The 19661-nt window shown below is 62.9% G+C and carries 22 protein-coding genes; 3 read left to right on the top strand and 19 right to left on the bottom strand.

All coding sequences use genetic code 11. From position 1 onward, the window contains the following. The first annotated feature begins 88 nt into the window (after nt 1–88). A complete protein-coding gene (gene ppnN, locus HOP59_RS11820; RefSeq protein ID WP_010628684.1) occupies nt 89–1453 on the top strand; it encodes a nucleotide 5'-monophosphate nucleosidase PpnN in 1365 nt (454 codons plus the stop codon). Nucleotides 1454–1538: 85 nt separating this feature from the next. Here ppnN and HOP59_RS11825 read toward each other — a convergent pair whose 3' ends face one another. Next, a complete protein-coding gene (locus HOP59_RS11825) occupies nt 1539–1913 on the bottom strand; it encodes a hypothetical protein (RefSeq protein WP_010628685.1) in 375 nt (124 codons plus the stop codon). A gap of 1 nt (nt 1914) precedes the next feature. Next, a complete protein-coding gene (locus tag HOP59_RS11830) occupies nt 1915–2379 on the bottom strand; it encodes a flavodoxin domain-containing protein (RefSeq protein ID WP_103968037.1) in 465 nt (154 codons plus the stop codon). A 168-nt stretch (nt 2380–2547) separates the two neighbouring features. Between HOP59_RS11830 and HOP59_RS11835 the strand changes: the two genes are divergently transcribed. Further along, entirely contained in the window at nt 2548–2763 is a 216-nt protein-coding gene (locus tag HOP59_RS11835) for a DUF2788 domain-containing protein (protein WP_010628687.1), read from the top strand. An 83-nt stretch (nt 2764–2846) separates the two neighbouring features. On the opposite strand, the gene HOP59_RS11840 is transcribed toward HOP59_RS11835, so the two are convergent. The 14 genes from HOP59_RS11840 to HOP59_RS11905 all read right to left on the bottom strand — a co-directional run bounded on the left by HOP59_RS11840 (nt 2847) and on the right by HOP59_RS11905 (nt 16247). Further along, nucleotides 2847–3152, bottom strand: coding sequence for an integration host factor subunit alpha (locus HOP59_RS11840; RefSeq protein WP_010628688.1), 306 nt, complete (start codon nt 3150–3152; stop codon nt 2847–2849). 62 nt (nt 3153–3214) lie between these two features. Beyond that, nucleotides 3215–5596, bottom strand: coding sequence for a phenylalanine--tRNA ligase subunit beta (gene pheT, locus HOP59_RS11845; protein WP_234254083.1), 2382 nt, complete (start codon nt 5594–5596; stop codon nt 3215–3217). Nucleotides 5597–5648: 52 nt separating this feature from the next. Beyond that, the gene (pheS, locus tag HOP59_RS11850; RefSeq protein WP_010628690.1) at nt 5649–6668 is read right to left on the bottom strand and encodes a phenylalanine--tRNA ligase subunit alpha; all 1020 of its coding nucleotides are present in this window, start codon (nt 6666–6668) and stop codon (nt 5649–5651) included. 146 nt (nt 6669–6814) lie between these two features. Further along, entirely contained in the window at nt 6815–7168 is a 354-nt protein-coding gene (gene rplT / locus HOP59_RS11855) for a 50S ribosomal protein L20 (RefSeq protein ID WP_010628691.1), read from the bottom strand. Between the two features lie 36 nt (nt 7169–7204). After that, complete coding sequence (rpmI, locus tag HOP59_RS11860; protein WP_010628692.1) at nt 7205–7399, bottom strand: 50S ribosomal protein L35; 195 nt, start codon at nt 7397–7399, stop codon at nt 7205–7207. A gap of 84 nt (nt 7400–7483) precedes the next feature. After that, entirely contained in the window at nt 7484–8059 is a 576-nt protein-coding gene (gene infC / locus HOP59_RS11865; protein ID WP_479688660.1) for a translation initiation factor IF-3, read from the bottom strand. A gap of 96 nt (nt 8060–8155) precedes the next feature. After that, nucleotides 8156–10054, bottom strand: a complete 1899-nt coding sequence (gene thrS, locus HOP59_RS11870; RefSeq protein ID WP_010628694.1) for a threonine--tRNA ligase — start codon at nt 10052–10054, stop codon at nt 8156–8158. Between the two features lie 297 nt (nt 10055–10351). Beyond that, nucleotides 10352–11059, bottom strand: coding sequence for an OmpA family protein (locus HOP59_RS11875; RefSeq protein ID WP_010628696.1), 708 nt, complete (start codon nt 11057–11059; stop codon nt 10352–10354). Between the two features lie 249 nt (nt 11060–11308). Continuing rightward, on the bottom strand, nt 11309–11776 hold the full coding sequence (locus HOP59_RS11880; RefSeq protein WP_234254084.1) for a DUF2489 domain-containing protein: 468 nt from the start codon (nt 11774–11776) through the stop codon (nt 11309–11311). Nucleotides 11777–12009: 233 nt separating this feature from the next. Continuing rightward, nucleotides 12010–12798 (bottom strand): 3'(2'),5'-bisphosphate nucleotidase CysQ, encoded by a 789-nt coding sequence (cysQ, locus tag HOP59_RS11885; RefSeq protein WP_010628698.1) that lies wholly within the window; start codon nt 12796–12798, stop codon nt 12010–12012. Nucleotides 12799–12896: 98 nt separating this feature from the next. After that, complete coding sequence (gene cyoE / locus HOP59_RS11890; protein WP_010628699.1) at nt 12897–13835, bottom strand: heme o synthase; 939 nt, start codon at nt 13833–13835, stop codon at nt 12897–12899. Further along, nucleotides 13828–14907, bottom strand: coding sequence for a COX15/CtaA family protein (locus tag HOP59_RS11895; RefSeq protein WP_010628700.1), 1080 nt, complete (start codon nt 14905–14907; stop codon nt 13828–13830). Before HOP59_RS11895 ends, cyoE begins: the two co-directional genes overlap by 8 nt. Nucleotides 14908–14949: 42 nt before the next feature. Continuing rightward, nucleotides 14950–15501 (bottom strand): hypothetical protein, encoded by a 552-nt coding sequence (locus tag HOP59_RS11900; protein ID WP_051004653.1) that lies wholly within the window; start codon nt 15499–15501, stop codon nt 14950–14952. Further along, entirely contained in the window at nt 15498–16247 is a 750-nt protein-coding gene (locus HOP59_RS11905) for an SURF1 family protein (RefSeq protein ID WP_010628702.1), read from the bottom strand. The genes HOP59_RS11900 and HOP59_RS11905 overlap by 4 nt, the downstream gene beginning before the upstream one ends. Here HOP59_RS11905 and HOP59_RS11910 point away from each other — a divergent pair. Next, nucleotides 16246–16443 carry a DUF2909 family protein gene (locus tag HOP59_RS11910; RefSeq protein ID WP_010628703.1) on the top strand — a complete coding sequence of 66 codons (198 nt, stop codon included), beginning with the start codon at nt 16246–16248 and terminating at the stop codon, nt 16441–16443. The two genes, HOP59_RS11905 and HOP59_RS11910, sit on opposite strands and share 2 nt — an antisense overlap. Before the next feature lie 68 nt (nt 16444–16511). On the opposite strand, the gene HOP59_RS11915 is transcribed toward HOP59_RS11910, so the two are convergent. Genes HOP59_RS11915 through ctaD form a run of 3 tightly spaced genes read right to left on the bottom strand, consistent with a single transcriptional unit; the run spans nt 16512 to nt 19650 of the window. After that, complete coding sequence (locus HOP59_RS11915) at nt 16512–17372, bottom strand: cytochrome c oxidase subunit 3 (protein WP_010628704.1); 861 nt, start codon at nt 17370–17372, stop codon at nt 16512–16514. Next, complete coding sequence (locus HOP59_RS11920; RefSeq protein ID WP_010628705.1) at nt 17369–17962, bottom strand: cytochrome c oxidase assembly protein; 594 nt, start codon at nt 17960–17962, stop codon at nt 17369–17371. Before HOP59_RS11920 ends, HOP59_RS11915 begins: the two co-directional genes overlap by 4 nt. A 50-nt stretch (nt 17963–18012) precedes the next feature. Continuing rightward, on the bottom strand, nt 18013–19650 hold the full coding sequence (gene ctaD, locus HOP59_RS11925) for a cytochrome c oxidase subunit I (RefSeq protein WP_026038158.1): 1638 nt from the start codon (nt 19648–19650) through the stop codon (nt 18013–18015). Nucleotides 19651–19661: the final 11 nt, after the last annotated feature.

Below are 19661 nucleotides of genomic sequence, written 5' to 3' on the forward strand. Positions count from 1 at the left end.
CGCAGCGCTGCGCCGCTGAGGGCAGCGTGATAGCATCGAATGACGACTCGATGACAGGCACGTAAGCCGACACCACAAGGATCGTTTCATGCCAGACACCATCTCCACCATCGTTTCACCGCTGCGCAGCCTGGAAGTGCTCTCACAGCATGAGGTCAACCGCCTGCGCGACACCTCCAAGGCCGGTTTGCACGATCTGCTGCGGCGCTGCTCGCTTGCCGTACTCAGCTCCGGCAGCATGACCGACGACAGCCTGGTGCTGATGGAGACCTATCACGACTTCGACATCGAAGTGATCCAGCAGGACCGCGGCATACGCCTGAAGCTGACCAATGCCCCCGCCCAGGCCTTCGTCGACGGCAAGATGATTCGCGGCATACGCGAGCACCTCTCCTCGGTGCTGCGCGACATCGTCTACGTCTACAACGAGATCCAGCAGCATCGCCGTTTCGACCTCACCACCGGCGAAGGAACCACCAACGCGGTGTTCCATATCCTGCGCAAGGCCGGCACGCTCAAGCCAGGACGCGACCCCGGCATCGTGGTGTGCTGGGGCGGCCACTCCATCACCCGCGAGGAGTACGAGTACACCAAGGACGTGGGCTACCACCTTGGCCTGCGCGAACTAGACATCTGTACCGGCTGCGGCCCCGGCGCCATGAAGGGTCCGATGAAGGGCGCCAACCTGGCCCACGCCAAGCAGCGCATACTCGACGGCCGCTATCTGGGTATCTCCGAACCCGGCATCATCGCCGCGGAGGCACCCAACCCGCTGGTCAACGAGCTGGTGGTGATGCCCGACATCGAGAAGCGTCTGGAGGCCTTCGTACGCCTGGGCCACGGCATCGTGGTCTTTCCCGGCGGCGTGGGCACGGCGGAAGAGATCCTCTACCTGCTGGGCATCCTGCTCCATCCCGACAATGCCGACATGGCCCTGCCGGTCATCTTCACCGGCCCGGCCAACTCCGCCGACTATTTCCAGCGTATCGACGAGTTTCTCGTCTATACCCTGGGTGAGGCGGCGCGCAGCAAATACCGCATCATCGTCGATGACCCCGTCGAGGTCGCCCGCACCATGCGCAAGGGCATCGATAGCGTCACCGAGTTCCGCCGCGCCCATCAGGACGCCTTCCACTACAACTGGCGCCTCACCATCGCCCGGGACTTCCAGGAGACCTTCGAGCCCACTCACGCGGCGATGGCCGGCCTGGCACTGCACCGCAGTCAGCCTGTGCACGACCTGGCCGCCAATCTGCGCCGGGCCTTCTCGGGTATCGTGGCGGGTAACGTCAAGGAGCACGGCCTGCGCGCCATCGAGGCGCACGGTCCTTTCAAGTTGCATGCCGAACCGGAGCTGATGCGCCGCCTGGACGAGTTGCTGGGCTCATTCGTCGCCCAGGGCCGCATGAAGCTGCCAGGCCAGGAGTACGTGCCCTGCTATCGGCTGGTATGACAGCGGGCCGGCATGAATAGAAGTGATCGAGTAGAGAAAGAACGGCGGCGCCTGAAAGGCGCCGCCTGCAGTTCAGTCTCGCGGCTCAGTCTCGAGGAACGGCTGGACGCCACCACAGCAATACCGCATGCAGCAGCAGCCCAAGCGTGGCGCCATGCGCGAGCAACAGCTGCCAGCTGATCCAGGCCGTGAACAGCGCATGCCACAGGCCCATCACTACCAACCCTGCCAGCAGCGCCAGTAGCAGCCGCTTGCCCAGCTGCGGCAGCCGGCGGCGTTGGTCCGCATCCAGCATGCGCCAGTTGAGGAAAGCCACCACCGCCACCACCGCCAGCGCTATCGAGATCAGCGACAGGCGATTGCCATAATCGCCGGCGATGAATCGCGGCACGGTAGCGAGCATCAGTATCAGCAAGCCCGCCAGCAGGCTCAGTCGTTCCGCAGTCGGCTCGGCATGCATCTCAAGCCACCTGCAGCTGTTGGTCTTCGATCCACTCCTCGACCCAGGGCAGCGCAGCATCGTCGGCCATGAAGGTCTCCATGGCATCGATCTCCAGCCGCTCCCCCAGCCGGGTGGCCCCAAGCCCTTCGAGCATCTCATCAAGACGGCGCCCTGCTCCGCAGAAAGTATCACCGTAGGAGCTGTCGCCCATGGCGATCAAGCCGTAGCGCACGCCCACCAGCGACGGGCTTCGCTCATCGAGGGCGCGGGCAAAGGGTACGAAATTGCCCGGGAAATCGCCGCTGCCGGTCGTGGAGACGCAGAACAGCACCAGATCGGGCCGCTCTTCGATCAAGTCCTCGAGCGTGGGCTGCTCGAGAACCGCGGTCTCGTAGCCGGCATCCTTGAACAGCGGAGCGACCTGTTCGGCGACATCGAGGGCGCCGCCATACATGGTTCCTACGAAAATCTTCAGCATTGGCATGTCGGAAATAGACCTGATTCGTTCAACCGATACGTTCGACACGAGTTTACCACGTGTCGGCGAGTTGGCGCCGAACGCCACCACCCGCCGTCACCAAGCGACAGGTTGTCGCAGGCGGCTCGAAAGCTGGCCAAGTATAATGTTCGGTCTCTGTTTCGAGGAGGCGACATGCTGGAGGCGCATACGTTCGAAGCCTGGGTCACCCCGCTGCTGATCGGCGGCCTGATCCTGTTCATGGGCTTCATCATCTGGGACCTGGCCAAGCAATCCCAGGCCGGTCGCTTCGGCACCCTCATGCTGTTCGTGGTGCTCGGCGCGGGCATGATGGGTTACATCTTCAAGGTGGTGATCACCTGGCTGATGGAGAGTGGCGGCGGGGTTTGAGACTGACTGGGCATGTACCCAATAGCCGCAGTATCCAATAGCAAGATGCCACCCGTGGGGTGGCATCTTGCTATGGCGTTTCATCAGCTGGGCGCCGGGCCTTCGTAACGCTCGACCTGGCTCTTGAGCTTCTGGCCGGGTCGGAAGGTCACGACACGTCGCGCCGAAATGGGAATTTCCTCCCCCGTTTTCGGATTGCGCCCCGGGCGCTCACGCTTGTCGCGCAGATCGAAGTTACCGAACCCCGACAGCTTGACCTGCTCGTTCTCGCGCAGACAGGCCCGGATCTCTTCGAAGAAAGCCTCTACCATGGCCTTGGCTTCACGCTTGGTCAGCCCCAACTCAGCATTGAGATGTTCGGCCAGTTCCGCCTTGGTCAACGCTCCCATGTCATCTCCTCAGAGTGGCGGTCCAGCCCGCCGCCGTCATGGCTCCCGGTTCGTTCGAGCACTTACCCGCGCAGCTCGGCCCCCAGATGCTGATGCGACTCGGCGACGATGGCATCGACCAACTGATTGATTTCTTCGTCATTCAGCGTGCGCGAAGGATGCTGCCAGGTCAAGCCCAAGGCAACACTCTTGCTCCCTTCGGGCACCCCTTTGCCCTGATAGACGTCGAACAGGCGCAATTCCTGCAGCCATTGTCCTGCGCGCTGGCGTACGCAATCCAGCAGCGCCTGCACGGGTCGGCTCTCATCGAGCAGGAAGGCCAGGTCCCGACGCACCTCTGGATAGCGCGACAGCGGCTCGAAGGCGGGCAGGCTGCCATGGGTGAGCGCATCCTGACGCACTTCGAACAGATACACCTCGGCCTTCAGGCCAAGCTCGGCCTTGACGGCGGGATGCAGCGCACCGATCCAGCCCACCTGTTCGCCACGGAACACCACCCGCGCACACTGGCCGAGGTGCAGCGCCGAGTGCTCACCCGGCTCGAAGCGCCAGGCATGCTCTTCTCCGCCCAGGGCGATGAGGCTTTCCAGATCGCCTTTCAGGTCGAAGAAATCGACCTTGTCCCGGCTGCCGGCCCACCCCTCGGGAAGGCGCTCACCGCAGACCAACGCACCGACCATGGGGGTCTGGTCCAGCTCATCCAGATCGCCACGGAAAACGAGCCCCGTTTCGAACAGGCGCACCCGGGTCTGCTGCCGGTTGAGGTTGTACTCCAGCGCACGGATCAGCCCCGGGAACAGGCTTGCTCGCATCACGGCCAGATCGCTGGAAATAGGGTTGGCCAGTCGCGGAGAGACCGCATCCGGCAGCAGCGCCTGCTGCAGTTCGGGGGCAACGAAGCTGTAGGTGACGGCCTCCTGATAGCCCCGTGCCACCAGTTGACGCCGCAGCCTGGCCAGAGGCGTGCGCGCCTCGTTGTCGGGACGCAGCGCCAGGCGGGCCGCGGGACGGCGCACCGGCAGCAGGTTGTAGCCGTGAATCCGCGCCACTTCCTCGATCAGATCTTCCTCGATGGAGATATCGAAGCGCCAGCTCGGCACCTGCGCCTGCCATCCCGCCTCCGTCACGCTGACTGACATACCCAGCCGCTCGAGGATCTCCTGCACCTCGGCCGAGGGTAGTGCCTTGCACAGGGCCTGCTCGAGCCGCGCGGCACGCAGCGTGACCTCACGCGCGGCCGGCATATGGGCATCGCTGATGACTTCCACCAGCGGCCCCGGCTCACCGCCGGTGATCGCGAGCAGTAGCGCCGTGGCACGCTCCACCGCGTCACGGGTAAGGCACGGATCGACCCCTCGTTCGAAGCGATGCGAGGCATCGGTATGCAGCCCATAGGAACGCGCCTGCCCGGCAATCGCCAGGGGCGAGAAGAAGGCGGACTCGAGGAAGATATCGCGGGTTGCCGGGCCGACGCCGGAACCCTCGCCGCCCATCACGCCAGCAATGGCCAGCGGCCCGCGCTCGTCGGCGATGACCAGCGTCGAGGCGTTGAGCGTGATCTCCTGACCGTCGAGCAGTATCAGTTGCTCCCCTTCCCGCGCCAGACGCACGACCACCGCGCCGTGCAGATTCTCACGGTCGAAGGCATGCAGCGGCTGCCCCAGTTCGAGCATGACGTAGTTGGTCACGTCGACTACCGGATCGATGGAGCGCACGCCGCTGCGGCGCAGACGCTCGACCATCCACAGCGGGGTGGCGACGGTGACGTCCACCCCCTTGATCAAGCGGCCGATGTAACGCGGACAGCGCTCGGCATCCTCGACCCGCACCGGAAAGGTCTCGTCGTGGCTGGCAGCGACCGGCTCGACGTCGGGCTCGGTGACCGCCAGCCGATTGAGCACGCCGACTTCGCGCGCCAGACCTTTCAGGCTCAGACAGTCGCCGCGGTTCGGGGTCAGATCCACCTCGACGGTATGGTCGTCGAGCCCCATCCAGGCGCGAAAATCCTCGCCGGCAGGGGCATCGGCAGGCAGCTCGAGAATGCCCGCCGAGGTCTCCTCGGCAAGACCCAGCTCAGAAGCGGAGCAGATCATGCCACGGGATTCCACACCGCGCAGCTTGGCCTGTTTGATCTTGAAGTCGCCCGGCAACACTGCCCCGACACGGGCAAAGGGCACCTTCTGACCGACCGCCACGTTGGCGGCGCCGCATACCACCTGCACCGGCTCACCGCTGCCGTCGAGCACCTGGCATACGTTGAGCTTGTCGGCATCCGGATGCTGCTGTTTGTCGACGACCTCGGCTACCACTACACCACTGAAGGCAGCGGCAACGGGCTCGACGGCATCCACTTCCAGGCCGGCCATGGTGATCTGGTCGGCCAGCCCTTGTACGCCCAGCTGCGGTGACACCCACTCGCGCAGCCACTGTTCGGAAAATTTCATGGTCAATCCTGTATTCGGCCGAAGTTCATGTCCGCCTGGGCTCGGCGCCCGATCAGGCGAATTGGCGCAGGAAGCGCAGGTCGTTGTCGAAGAACATGCGCAGATCGTTGACGCCGTAACGCAGCATGGCGAGTCGCTCGGCGCCCATGCCGAAGGCGAAGCCCTTGTAGCGTTCCGAGTCGATGCCCGAATGGCGGAACACTTCCGGGTGCACCATGCCGCAGCCCATCACTTCGAGCCAGCCGCTGTGGGAGCAGACCCGGCAACCCTCGCCGGAGCACATCACGCACTGGATATCGACCTCGGCGGAGGGCTCGGTGAAGGGAAAATAGGAGGGACGAAAGCGCACCGACAGGTCGTCACGCTCGAAGAAGGCGTGCAAGAAGTCTTCGATGGTGCCCTTCAGATCGGCGAAGCTCACGTCCTCGTCGACCAGCAGCCCCTCGACCTGATGGAACATAGGCGTATGGGTCAGGTCGGAGTCGCTGCGATAGACCCGCCCCGGACAGACGATACGGATCGGCGGCGTCTGGCTCTTCATCGTGCGCACCTGCACCGGCGAAGTATGCGTGCGCAACAGGCGCGTGGCGTCGAAGTAGAAGGTGTCCGCCATGCCCCGTGCCGGATGGTGGGCCGGAATGTTGAGCGCCTCGAAGTTGTGATAGTCGTCTTCGACCTCAGGCCCCACGGCGACGTCGTAGCCGATGCGGCTGAACAGCCCCTCGATGCGCTCCAAGGTCAGAGTGACCGGATGCAAGCCGCCGTTGGTCTGGCCACGCCCCGGCAAGGTCACGTCGATGCGCTCTGCGGCCAGCTGTGTTTCCAGCGCCGCCTTGGCCAGCGCCTCGCGACGAGCGTCGAGCTCCTCGGTCAGGGCCAGCTTGGCCTGGTTGATCCGCTCCCCCGCAGCCGGACGCTCATCCGCCGGCAGCTTGCCGAGCCCCTTGAGCTGAGCGGTGATCTCGCCTTTCTTGCCAAGGTAGCGTACCCGCAGCTCCTCGAGCGCCGCGATGCTGTCGGCGGCCTGAATGGCCTGACGGGCCTCGGTGACCAGTGTTGGTAGATGGTCCATCCGTTGAGCTCCGAAGTCGTTATCGTGCTGTTGACGCGTCAGTGTGCGTCGTAAAAAAACAGGGGAAGAGCGGCTGCTCTTCCCCTGCGACGGTCTGGCATCGACCGGGCCGGCCGCAACCGGCCCGACACCCGAGACAATGTCACTTACTGGGCAGCCTTGGCCTTCTCGACGATGGCAGCAAAGGCAGCCTTCTCGTGAACGGCCAGATCGGCCAGCACCTTGCGGTCGATCTCGATACCGGCCTTCTTCAGGCCGCCGATGAAGCGGCTGTAGGACAGGCCGTGCTGACGGGCACCGGCGTTGATACGCTGGATCCACAGGGCGCGGAACTGACGCTTGCGCTGACGACGGTCACGGTAGGCATACTGACCAGCCTTGATGACAGCCTGCTTGGCCACGCGGAAAACGCGCGAACGGGCACCGTAGTAACCCTTGGCCAGCTTGAGAACCTTCTTGTGACGACGACGAGCGACGACACCACGCTTGACACGAGTCATGGCTTTCTCCTGACGTTAAAGTATGTGACCTGAGGCTTACAGATTCGGCAGCATGCGCTGAATCAGGGCCTTGTCGGCGTCGTGGATAAGCTTCGTACCACGCAGATGACGCTTACGCTTGGTCGACTTCTTGGTCAGGATGTGGCTCCGGAACGACTGCTTGTGCTTGAAGCCGTTGGCCGTCTTCTTGAAGCGCTTGGCAGCGCCGCTGTTGCTCTTGATTTTCGGCATGAGACTAACTCCGCTCGAGATTTTTCAGAAAACCCGGGGCCGGCGGCCGGCTATTGCCGACCGCCCGTCTGACTGGCCTTCGGATCACTTCTTCTTGGGGGCAATGATCATGATCATCTGGCGCCCTTCCATCTTGGGGAAGGACTCCACGGTCCCGATCTCCTCGAGATCCGCGGCGATCCGCTCCATCAGCTTGCGGCCGATGTCCTGGTGCGCCATTTCACGGCCGCGAAACCGCAGCGTGACCTTGCCCTTGTCGCCACCTTCGAGGAAGCGGATCAAGTTACGCAACTTGATCTGGTAATCCCCCTCGTCGGTGCCAGGCCGGAATTTGACTTCCTTGACCTGAATCTGCTTCGTCTTCTTCTTCTGAGCTGCCTTCTGCTTCTTCTGCTCGAAGACGAACTTGCCGTAATCCATGATCTTGCAGACGATCGGATCGGCATTGGAAATCTGGACGAGGTCAAGACCGGCCGCTTCGGCACGCTCGAGCGCTTCGCTCGTGGGCACAACGCCCAGCTGCTCGCCGTCGCTGTCGATCAGGCGCACCTGATCCTCGGTTATCCGCTCGTTCATTGGGGGGCGCTTGTCCTGAGGACGTCCGCGCTGGCTGCTTCGCTTGATCGTTCCGTCTCCGTTCCGGTAATTGACGATGTCGATGCCGACCTGTCTTTCCCCACCTGGGCTTACAGGTCTATTCCAGGCCCTACAGGTCTAATCCAGGTCTACAGACCCAGCCCAGGCCTTACAAGTCTCTTACAGACCTTCTGCCCGTACCCGCTCGATGAAAGCATCGACGGTCATGGTGCCCAGGTTTTCGCCAGTGCGCGTACGCAAGGCAACCGAGTCGGCTTCGACTTCCTTATCCCCTACTACCAGGAGATAGGGAACCTTCTGCAACGTATGTTCGCGGATTTTAAAGCCGATCTTCTCGTTCCTCAAGTCCGCCTTGACGCGAAGGCCAATTTTTTGCAGGCGCCGCTCGAGTTCCAGCGCATAGTCACGCTGGGCATCGGTGATGGTCATGACCACCGCCTGCTCCGGCGCCAGCCACAGCGGCATGGCCCCGGCGTAGTGTTCGATCAGAATACCGATGAAGCGCTCGAAAGAGCCCAGGATGGCCCGATGCAGCATCACCGGGGTCTTGCGCTCGCCATCCTCGTCGACGTACTGGGCGCCCAGGCGGCCCGGCAGGTTGAAGTCGAGCTGTAGGGTACCACACTGCCACACGCGATTGAGACAGTCGCGCAGGGCGAACTCGATCTTGGGCCCGTAGAAGGCGCCCTCGCCCGGCTGCAGCTCCCACTTCAGACCGGTGGCGTTCAGCGCCGCCTCGAGGCCGGCCTCGGCGCGATCCCACAGCGCCGCCTCGCCCATGAAGTCGTCGGGACGGGTCGACAGCTTGAGCTCGACGTCGTCGAAGCCCAGCTCCTTGTAGACCTTGAGCGTCAGAGCAATGAAGGCCTCGGCCTCGCTCTGGATCTGCTTCTCGGTACAGAAGATGTGAGCATCGTCCTGAGTGAAGCCCCGCACCCGCATCAGGCCGTGCAGCGAACCGGAAGGCTCGTTGCGGTGGCAGCTGCCGAACTCGGCCAGGCGCAGCGGCAGGTCACGATAGCTCTTCAGCCCCTGGTTGAACACCTGCACGTGGCAGGGGCAGTTCATCGGCTTGACCGCGTACTCGCGCTTCTCCGACTCGGTGGTGAACATCAGGTCGCTGTAGTGCCCCCAGTGGCCGGATTTCTTCCACAGTGAGAGATCCACCACTTGAGGCGTGCGGATTTCCTGATAGCCATGCTCGATCTGAATCCGGCGCATGTACTGCTCCAGCGCCTGGTACAGAGTCCAACCGTTGGGGTGCCAGAACACCATGCCCGGGGCCTCCTCCTGCAGATGGAAGAGGTCCATGCGCTTGGCCAGCTTGCGGTGATCGCGCTTCTCGGCTTCCTCGAGACGCTGCAGGTGGGCCTTTAGATCCTTCTTGTCGCCCCAGGCGGTGCCGTAGATACGCGTCAGCATCGGCTTGGTGGCATCGCCGCGCCAATAGGCGCCGGCCAGCTTGGTCAGTTTGAACGCCTTCAGGTGCCGGGTATTGGGCACGTGAGGCCCACGGCACATGTCGGTGTATTCCTCGTGATGGTAGAGACGAATGGTCTCGCCCTCGGGGATCTCGCGCACGATCTCCTGCTTGTAGGGCTCCTCCCGATGCAGGAAGGTCAGCATCGCCTTGTCGCGATCCACGTACTCGCGCACCACCTCATAGTCGGTGTCGATCAGCTGCTTCATGCGCGTCTCGATGGCGGCCAGATCATCCGGCGTCACCGAGCGGCCGAAGTCGATGTCGTAGTAGAAACCGTCATCGATCACCGGGCCGATGGCCATCTTGGCATCGGGGTAGAGCTGCTTGACCGCATGCCCGATCAGGTGCGCGCAGGAGTGGCGGATGATCTCGAGCCCTTCCGGGTCACGAGCAGTGATGATGGCCACCTCGGCGTCATGCTCGATGAGGTCGGCGGCATCCACCAGCTCGCCGTCGATCTTGCCGGCCACGCAGGCCTTGGCCAGCCCGGGGCCAATGGACTCGGCCAGCTGCATCACGCTAATGGGTTCGTCGAAAGTTCTCTGACTGCCGTCCGGCAGGGTCACGATGGGCATCGAAGGGTCCTTTGCGCAGTGGTGATCCATACCAGGGATCACGTGTCGCGGTTGATAGCAGATACGAAAAACGGGTCGTCAGCGACATGCAGCCCACCCACTACCTTGGGCGATACGGGTGCCGTATTCATAGCGGCCCCGCTGCACGTCACGGCGACCGACAAGACTACCAGAACAGCCCCCGCTTGCGCCATGGCGAGCATCGCCTGGGCAGAATGAAAGGGACACAGACGCGACAGGGGCACCCGAAGGTGCCCCTGCAGATGACGGTGCTGGAAACTCATCCAGCGCCGGGCATCAATCCCAGTTGATGATCTCGACGCGACGGTTCTGCGCCCGTCCTTCGTCGGTGTCGTTGGTGGCAACCGGACGCTCTTCACCGAAACCGCGGGTGGTCATGCGATTCTCGGCAATGCCGCGTGATACGAGGAAGTTACGCACGGAGTTCGCACGACGCTCGGAGAGGCCCACGTTGTACTGCGGGGAGCCCACGGAGTCGGTGTGACCCTCAATGCGCACGCGCAGGTTGGGATTCTCGCGCAGCGTGGTCGCCACTTGGTCCAGAGTCTGATAGGCACCCGGACGGATCTCGTCGGAATCGAAGGCGAAGGTGACTCCGCTATCGAGCGTAACCGGCTCGAACTCGGTGACCGGAGCCGGCTCAGGCTCGGGCATCGGCTCGGGCTCCGGCTCGGCAACCGGCTGCGGCGGGGGGGTACGATCGGCACACAGCAGAGCGCCGATAGCCGAGCCAGCCACGGCACCAGTTGCAGCACCAGTCTCCTCATCCGAGCTGCTGCTGGTTGCATAGCCGATGCTGCCGCCGATCAGGCCACCGGCGATACCGCACACCACGGGCTGCTGATACCAAGCGGTGCCACCGCCAGTGCCGGCCGTCGCGGTACCGCCCGCGCGCTCACCGCCGCGCTGAAAATCCGTAGCACAGCCAGAAAGGCCGAGCACCAGAGCTGAACCCAACAGCAAGCCAGTCGTTGATTTTTTCATTGCAAGACTCCTTCTTGATTTTCATCTCGGGCTGCACGAAACGCGAATTTCCCGATGGTCAGGACACTCATTGACCCAACGGCTTAAAGTGTAGGCCGTTATCGGCCTTGCTCAAAGCGCCGTCTCACTCCTTTCCCCGGCCATTCTGCCATTTTCTGCCAGCAAATACCCAGGGAATGGCCATGTTTAGCATGGCGGAGCGCCCAAGGCGCTGCCAACATACCGTGCTGTAAAGCTTTTGTATAGATCTCAATGCAGGCTTTCGGGCCAGTTTCGACGAAATTTGAGCACTTCTTCAGCCGCCTTAAGCACCGGCTGGCGCCACTCCGCCTCCACCTCGAGACGCTCGCGGTCCTCGCGCATGCGATCGCGAGGAGCCAGCTGCTTGCGAGCAGAGTGCGTATGCAGGTGCTGGGTGCGCTCATATACCTCGCTGAAGGCCTGGAAGTCGGGCCGCTCGAGCAGGCGCGGGTCGAGAATATCGAGCAGCAGCTTGCAGCGCCACGCGCCTTCGGTGATGTCGACCTGCTCCTGCAGCAACGAAGAGGCAACGATCTCGAGATTGGCAAGGCAGTTCTCATGGGCACGGCGCAGCTCATCCTCACGAAACGCCTCGCGCCGCTGCACCTCCTTCCACAAGGTGTAAGCGTAAGCTGCCAGGCCGGCAATGATGGCCAAGCCCACGGCGAGCAGAATCAATGCCGTCGTCGTCGTCATCCAAACTCCAGAAGGTGGATTGAGGGGCGCATTGTAACGCAAGCCCGCTTCCGAGACAGCGCCCGACGCGCTCACTCAATTCAGCGTGTTATCGATCAGGGTTAGGCTGTATCTGAGAAATCGGCGAGCGATGGCCAGACAAGGCAAAAATTAGCGAAAAGACGGAGTTTACGTGGTGTAAATGAGTATTTTGAGCTAATTTTTAACGCCGTATGGCCAAGCGCAGACAGTTTTCAGAGATAGCCTAGGTCGCTACAGGCGATAAAGGGGCCATTAATCAAACTCTCCCCCCGGTTGTAGCGCAGCGCATGACCATCGCGCGGCTCGATCACCGCCCCACCGGCACCCTCCAGCACCGCCTGGCCGGCGGCGGTATCCCATTCACAGGTCGGCCCGAAGCGCGGATAGAGATCGGCGCGGCCTTCGGCAATGCGGCAGAACTTCACCGAGCTGCCGCAGCGCTCGAGCGTGGCCTCGGGAAAGCGCGCCAGCCAGGTCTGGGTCTGCGCATCGAGATGGGCCCGGCTGGCGAGGATCCGTGGCGGCCTCTCGACACGCACGACCAGCTCCCGACACCGGTTCTCATGCCAGCGCCAGGCACCGATCCCCTTTCCGCCCATCCAAGTCGTGCCTAGTGCCGGCGCATGCACCACCCCCAGCCGTACCTCACCCTTCTCGATCAGCGCTACGTTCACTGTGAAGTCATCGAAGCCATCGACGAACTCACGAGTACCGTCGAGCGGGTCGACCAGCCAGTAGCGGTGCCAGGTAGAGCGTTCCGCCCAGGCGATATCGGCCTGCTCTTCGGACAGCACCGGTATCTCCAGCAGCCTCGGCAAGCCCCGCATCAGGCGACGGTGCGCCACCATGTCGGCCTCCGTGACCGGACTGCCGTCGGCCTTGCCGGCCACCTCGTAGCGTCTTTCGCGTATGCGCAGGATCTCCCGGCCCGCCGCCTCGCAAAGTTCGCGCAGCGCTCGCCCATCGGGCAGCAGAGACGTCGCGCCTTCGTTCTCGATCACGCCTCTTCTCCCTGTCGCAATGATTCAGCAGACCGAAACGCGAGTGCCCGGCACATGCCGGGCGCTCGAAGTAAAACCACCTGACTTGCCTACGCTAACTAGAGAGCCCAGAGGCCGGCATAGTGATCCAACAACAGCACGCCGAACACACCGAGAATGTAGCGAATCGAGAACCAGAATGCCGCCAGCGGAGCGTTGGGGTCGGCCCCCCGCCAGACCTTCCAGTTCCAGTACATGAAGCGCAGGTTCAACGCCATGACACCTACCAGGTAGACGGCCCCGCTCATGCCGATGACGAAGGGCAGCAGCGTGACGGCCACGGTCAACCAGGCATAAAGCCATATCTGCAGCCGTGTGAACGCTTCGCCATGGGTTACCGGCAGCATCGGCACACCGGCACGCGCATACTCATCGCGCTTGTGGATCGCCAAGGCCCAGAAATGTGGCGGCGTCCAGGCGAATACGATCAGCACCAGCAGCAGCGGCTCCGGCCCCAGTTGCCCCGTCACCGCCGTCCAACCCAGCATCGGCGGCGCCGCCCCGGCCACGCCACCGATGACGATGTTCTGCGGCGTAGCCCGCTTCAGGAAGGCCGTATAGATCAACGCATAGCCGATCAGCGATGCCAGCGTCAGCCACGCCGTCAAGGCATTGACCTGCCATAGCAACAGCGCGATACCCGCCATGGAGAGCAGCGATGCCCAGCCCAGCGCCAGCACCGTCGGCATGCGCTGGGCCGCAAGCGGCCGCTGGGAAGTCCTCAGCATCATCGCATCGAGGCGCCGATCCACCACATGGTTGAACGCCGCCGCGCCACCGGCCGCCATACCGATCCCGGCCAGGCCGAATACTACCGTGGAAAGGGAAGGCAAGCTTGGCGTTGCCAACGCCATCCCCACCAGTGCGCAAGCCAGCATGACCAATACCACTCTCGGCTTGCATAACGTGAGCAGGTCCTGCCAGCTCCAGTTGGAGCCTTCCAGCTGTGACAGCAGAACGCGCTTCAATTCGCCACGTCTCATCAGCGCGTTAGACATGCACCCACTCCTTGTCCCGTCGTGTTGAATCTTCGGCCGCAACGGCCGACTCTCGCCAATGCCACACCGCCAACGCCAGCAGCAGTACCAGCGCCACGGCACCGGCCGTATGCAGCAATGCCAACCACAAGGGCAGCCACATCAGCACGTTGGCGATGCCAAGCCCCACTTGAATACCATAGGCGAAGACGAGCCCACCGAGCCAGGGGCGCATGCGCGCCTCGCGCCAATAGCGCAGTGCCAACGCTATCAAGGCCAGTCCGAGCACCAGAGCGCCGATCCTGTGCCCCTGATGGATGGCAGTCCTGGCATCTGCATGCAGCTGCCCGTGTAGATAGTTCGGCCCTACCGTCTGGGTCAGATGAAAGCCCTCGCTCCAATCCATCTCCGGCCACCACTGACCGTTGCAGGTGGGGAAGCCCTGACAGGCAATGCCCGCGTAGTTGCTCGACACCCAGCCGCCCAGAGCCAGTTGCAGCAACAGGCAGAGCATGGCAATGCCCCACAGCGGAGTGAGACGCCGCCTCGCTACGCCAGGTGCCGCAGCGCCTCTGGCAAACCGGCGCAAACTAAGATGCAGCCAAAGGAACAGCAGCAGTACCGCCAGGCCGCCCAACAGATGCAGGGTCACGACCTGTGGCCACAGCTTCAACGTCACGGTGAAGGCACCGAACGCCCCCTGCAGCAGAATCACGACCAGCAGAGCCACGCTCGTTTTCCACGGATAGCCGGGGCGACGGCGCAGCCCGGCCCCCAGCACCAGCAAGGAGATGACCAGCAGCCCGAGCGCCGATGCCACGTAGCGGTGAACCATCTCCACCCAGGCCTTGAACACTTCCAGCGGCGCGTCGGGAGAGTGGGCCATCGCCCGATCGGCATTCGGCACCACCAAGCGCCCATAGCAGCCCGGCCAGTCAGGACAACCAAGCCCGGCATCCACCAGGCGCGTCCACACACCGATCAGAATCACCACGGTGGTAAAGACGACCCCAGCCAGACTCAGCCGCAGCAACAGACGCAGCCGCGCCGTATCGCGCTGAATGGAAGCATTCGACATCGAAGCACTCTGCATGGTGTGGCTCCCGCCTCCCTGGTCGAATAATGGTAGCTGCGCTCAGCGTGTATCGCCGTCACGCTCCGGCGCACTGCGCCGGTCGGGGTTCATGCGCAGCAGATGACTGAGATCATCCATCACATCGCGCTCGCCGACCTCACGACCATAGGTCAATACCACTTGGCCCCTCGGGTCGAGTAGCCAGACCTGCCCGGGCGCCTGCCAATCCGGCACATCCAGCCACTGTGCACCGATCTCTCCCGGCAAAAGTTCTCCCGGCAGAATCTCGCCCTCGCCGCCGACACGCAACCTCGTCACCCTGGGCGCCTCGCGGCCCAGCGCACGATGCAGACGCCACCAGCGGTCGGCGTTTTCAGCACACGCCACGCTGCAGTCGAAGGCCAGCACCCAGTCGCCCTCATCCAGGCTGTCAGTAAGCTCCACCAGGGGCCACTGCGCCAACTGCGGTACGTCCGGTGCCAGCTCGCCGTGGGCCGTGCGTTGCTCCGGGATGCCGATACGCCACTGCACCATCACCCAGGCGGTAACGACCGGCAAGGCGAAGATTGCTATCAATGCCAACAACTTGAAGCGCTGGTGACGAATTCTCATGGCTTCCTGCAAGGCTTTGCCTCCTCATGTGCATTGCGACCTGCGGCGTTAGTGGCATCACGACGGTCATTGGCCAGCCGGCGCCCGCCAAGCAGCATCACGACCAGAGCGGCCAGCGCCAATCCCCACCATTGAACGGCATAGCCAACATGCCGACTGGGTGGCATCACGCTGGGCTGCCACCACGGCTCGAGCAGGCCGCCCCCACGCTCGAGATGCATCCATCCGGCGTGCGCGAAATCCGCCTCCCAGGCCTCGAGCTCGATGCGCTGCAGGCGGCTACCTTCACGGTTGGGGCCGAACAAGGGAGTGCCACTGCCTGCCGCCTGCCAGCGGCCTGCGACGACGACCTCACCCATGGGGGTTTCCACCTCAGGCGCCTCGCGGGTCGGCCCGGTGGCCAGGAAGCCTCGCTGAACCAGCCACAGTCGGCCATCTTCGGTTCGAAGGGGGGTGAGCACCGCCACTCCCAACTGGCCCTGATGGGTGCGGTTGTCGAGAAACAGAGTCTGCTCCTCGAGATAGCGGCCACGCAACGTCAGGCGAGTGCCTTCGGGGGGAGTGTCGATTGGCGCTTCCAGCGTTGGGGCGGCGTCGAGACGTGCCAGGTATTCGCGCTTGTCGTCCGCCCGCTCCCACTGCCATAGTCCAAGGAACAAGCCCAATGCGACCAGTGCCGACCAGAACGAGAACCAGATCCTCAGTCGCCACTTTCCGCTCCCCTGACTTTCAATGGAGTGCCCCATGTTCCTCAAAACTCTGATAGCCGTGGTGTTCCTGGCCATGCTGACCAGCCTGGCCGCCGGCGTTGGCTTTCTGCTACGCGACGATTCCAGCTCGCGGCGCCTGCTCGTATCGCTGAAGATTCGCGTTTCTCTGGCCGCACTGCTACTGGCCCTGCTGTTCTACGGCTTCTATTTTGGCAGCCTGGGAGAAATTTGACCCCAGACTGCCGATATCACCAGCCCCATGAGGACACATGGGGCTATGCTATGCATCACACCACCACGTCAGAACACATAGACGAACAGGAACAGCCCCACCCATACCACATCGACGAAGTGCCAGTACCAGCATGAGGCCTCAAAGCCGAAGTGGTCTTCCGGGGAGAAGTGGTAGCGCATCACCCTGAACAGCATCACGATGAGGATCAGCGTTCCGACGATGACGTGAACCCCATGGAAGCCCGTCAGTATGAAGAAGGTGGCGCCGTAGATGCCTGCCTGCAACGTGATGCCGTAATGGGCATAGGCTTCGTAGTACTCCACACCCTGAATGACGATGAAGGTGAGGCCCAACAGAATGGTGCCCGCCAGCCAGTTGCGGCATATCTTGCGCTTGCCTTCCTTCAACGCCTCGTGCGCCACGGTCAGGGTGATACTCGAAGAGACCAGGATCAGCGTGTTCACCAGCGGCAAGTGCCAAGGGCTGAAGACCTGTGAGGGGCCCGCCACGGAGGGGTCCGGCGGGCTGAGCAAAGGCCAGTGCGCTACGAACTCCGGCCACAACAGCGCGGTTGCCCCCTTGGTACCCTCACCTGCCAACCACGGCACAGCGAAGGTGCGCACGTAGAACAGCGCGCCGAAGAAGGCGGCGAAAAACATCACCTCGGAGAAGATGAACCAGCCCATGCCCCAGCGGAACGAGCGATCCATCTGGGCATCGTAGAGCCCGCTGCGCGACTCCACCACCACGTCACGGAACCACAGCGCCATCACGGCGATGACTGCCACCAGGCCCACCAGCGTGATAACGGTACCTCGCCCGTGCACCAGCACCATGCCGGTGCCGACCATCATCACCCCGAGAGCGAGTGAGCCAAGAATGGGCCACTTGCTGGTTGCGGGTACGTAATAACTGCCACCACTCATGCCTCACCTCCTTCGTCGCGCTTGACCCCGGCCTGCAGCGTTTGGGTTTTGCCCTCAACGGGGTAGAGGGTATAGACCAGAGTGACGGTGTTGACCTCGGGAGGGAGGTCGCGATCCAACTGGAACACCAGTGGCATTTCTACCCGCTCGCCTGCCTGCAGCAGTTGCTCCTCGAAACAGAAGCAGCTCGACTTGCGTACATGGCGGGTAGCGGTGTTGGGCGAAACGCTGGGCACGGCGCGCCCCCAGTTCTCGCTGCTGCTCTGATTGCTGAACATGAAATTCACTTCGGACGTCTGCCCAGGGTGCAACCGCACCTGCCGGGTCTCGACATCCAGTCTCCAGGGCAGGCCGGAACCGTTACGCGTGATGAACTGCACCGTGACCAGGCGCGACTCGTCCACATCGTCGTGAACCAGCGCCTGAGCCGTGGTATCGACCTTGCCGTTGATACCGGTTACCCGACAGAACACGTCGTACAGGGGCACCAGGGCGAAGGCGAAGGCGAACATGCCGATCAGTGCCGCCACGCTGCGCCAGATCGTCCGCCGCACCCCCGCCTGCCTGGCCTCCATATCGTGCTGAGTCATGCTTCACTCCTCCTTTCGATGGCCGGCCACGCCGTGGCCGGCAATGCGAATCAGTGAGCCGGACGCTGGAAGGTCGGCGGCGTCTCGAAGGTATGCAGCGGTGCAGGACTCGGTACGCTCCACTCGAGGTCGTCGGCGTATTCGCCCCAGGCCGCCGCCGGCGCCTTCTTGCCGCCACGCACGCACATGACGATCACGGCGACGAACAGCAGCTGGGAGAAGCCGAACATGAAGGCACCGATGGAAGACACGAGGTTGAAATCGGCGAACTGCAGCGCATAGTCGGGAATCCGCCGCGGCATGCCGGCCAGCCCCGAGAAGTGCATCGGGAAGAAGGTCAGGTTGACGCTGATCACCGAGAGCCAGAAGTGCCATTGAGAGAGGCGCACGTTGGGATAGTGGCCGGTCCACTTGGGCAGCCAGAAATAGACGGCGGCCATGATGGAGAAGATGGCACCCGGCACCAGCACGTAGTGGAAGTGCGCCACCACGAAGTAGGTGTCATGGTACTGGAAGTCGGCCGGTGCAATGGCCAGCATCAGCCCCGAGAAGCCGCCGATGGTGAACAGCACCACGAAGGCCAGGGCAAACAGCATCGGCGGTTCGAAGCTGATGGAGCCGCGGAACAGCGTGGCCACCCAGTTGAACACCTTCACCCCGGTGGGCACGGCGATCAGCATGGTGGCGTACATGAAGAACAGCTGCCCGGCCAGCGGCATCCCCACCACGAACATGTGGTGCCCCCAGACCAGGAACGACAGTACCGCAATGGCGGCAGTGGCATACACCATGGAGGCATAGCCGAACAGGCGCTTGCGGGCAAAGGCCGGAATGATCGCCGACACGATACCGAAGGCCGGCAGGATCATGATGTAGACCTCGGGATGGCCGAAGAACCAGAACAGGTGCTGGAACAGGACCGGATCGCCGCCGCCCGACGCATCGAAGAAGCTGGTACCGAAGTTGATGTCCATCAGCATCATCGTGATCACCCCGGCGAGTACCGGCATCACGGCGATCAGCAGGAAGGAGGTGATCAGCCAGGTCCACACGAACAGCGGCATGTCCATCATGCGCATGCCCGGGGCACGCATGTTGAGGATGGTGGCGATGATATTGATCGCCCCCAGAATCGAACTGATGCCGGCAATGTGCAGCGAAAGGATGAAGAAGGTGGTGGAGGGCGGCGCATAGGTCGTGGACAGCGGCGCGTAGAACGTCCAGCCGAAATTCGGCCCACCACCCGGCATGAACAAGGTCGAGAGCAACAGCCCGAATGCCACCGGAAGCAGCCAGAAACTGAAGTTGTTGAGCCGCGGCAGGGCCATGTCTGGTGCGCCGATCTGCAGCGGAATCATCCAGTTAGCCAGCCCGGTGAAGGCCGGCATGACTGCCGCGAAGACCATGATCAGGCCGTGCATGGTAGTCATCTGATTGAAGAATTCCGGATTGACGAATTGCAATCCGGGCTGGAAAAGCTCTAGACGAACCACCAGAGCGAAGATGCCACCGATGAAGAACATGATCAGCGAGAAGATCAGGTACATCGACCCGATCTCCTTGTGATTGGTGGTCAGCAGCCAGCGCATGATGCCCTTTGGTGGGGCTTCGTGGGCATGTCCATGCCCCGCTTCCGCGGCGGTAGTGCTCTGCTCGAGAGTCGGCTGAGGAGGTACCTTAGGGGCCATCGGAATACTCC

The organism is Billgrantia aerodenitrificans, assembly GCF_021404405.1.
GTDB lineage: Bacteria > Pseudomonadota > Gammaproteobacteria > Pseudomonadales > Halomonadaceae > Halomonas > Halomonas aerodenitrificans.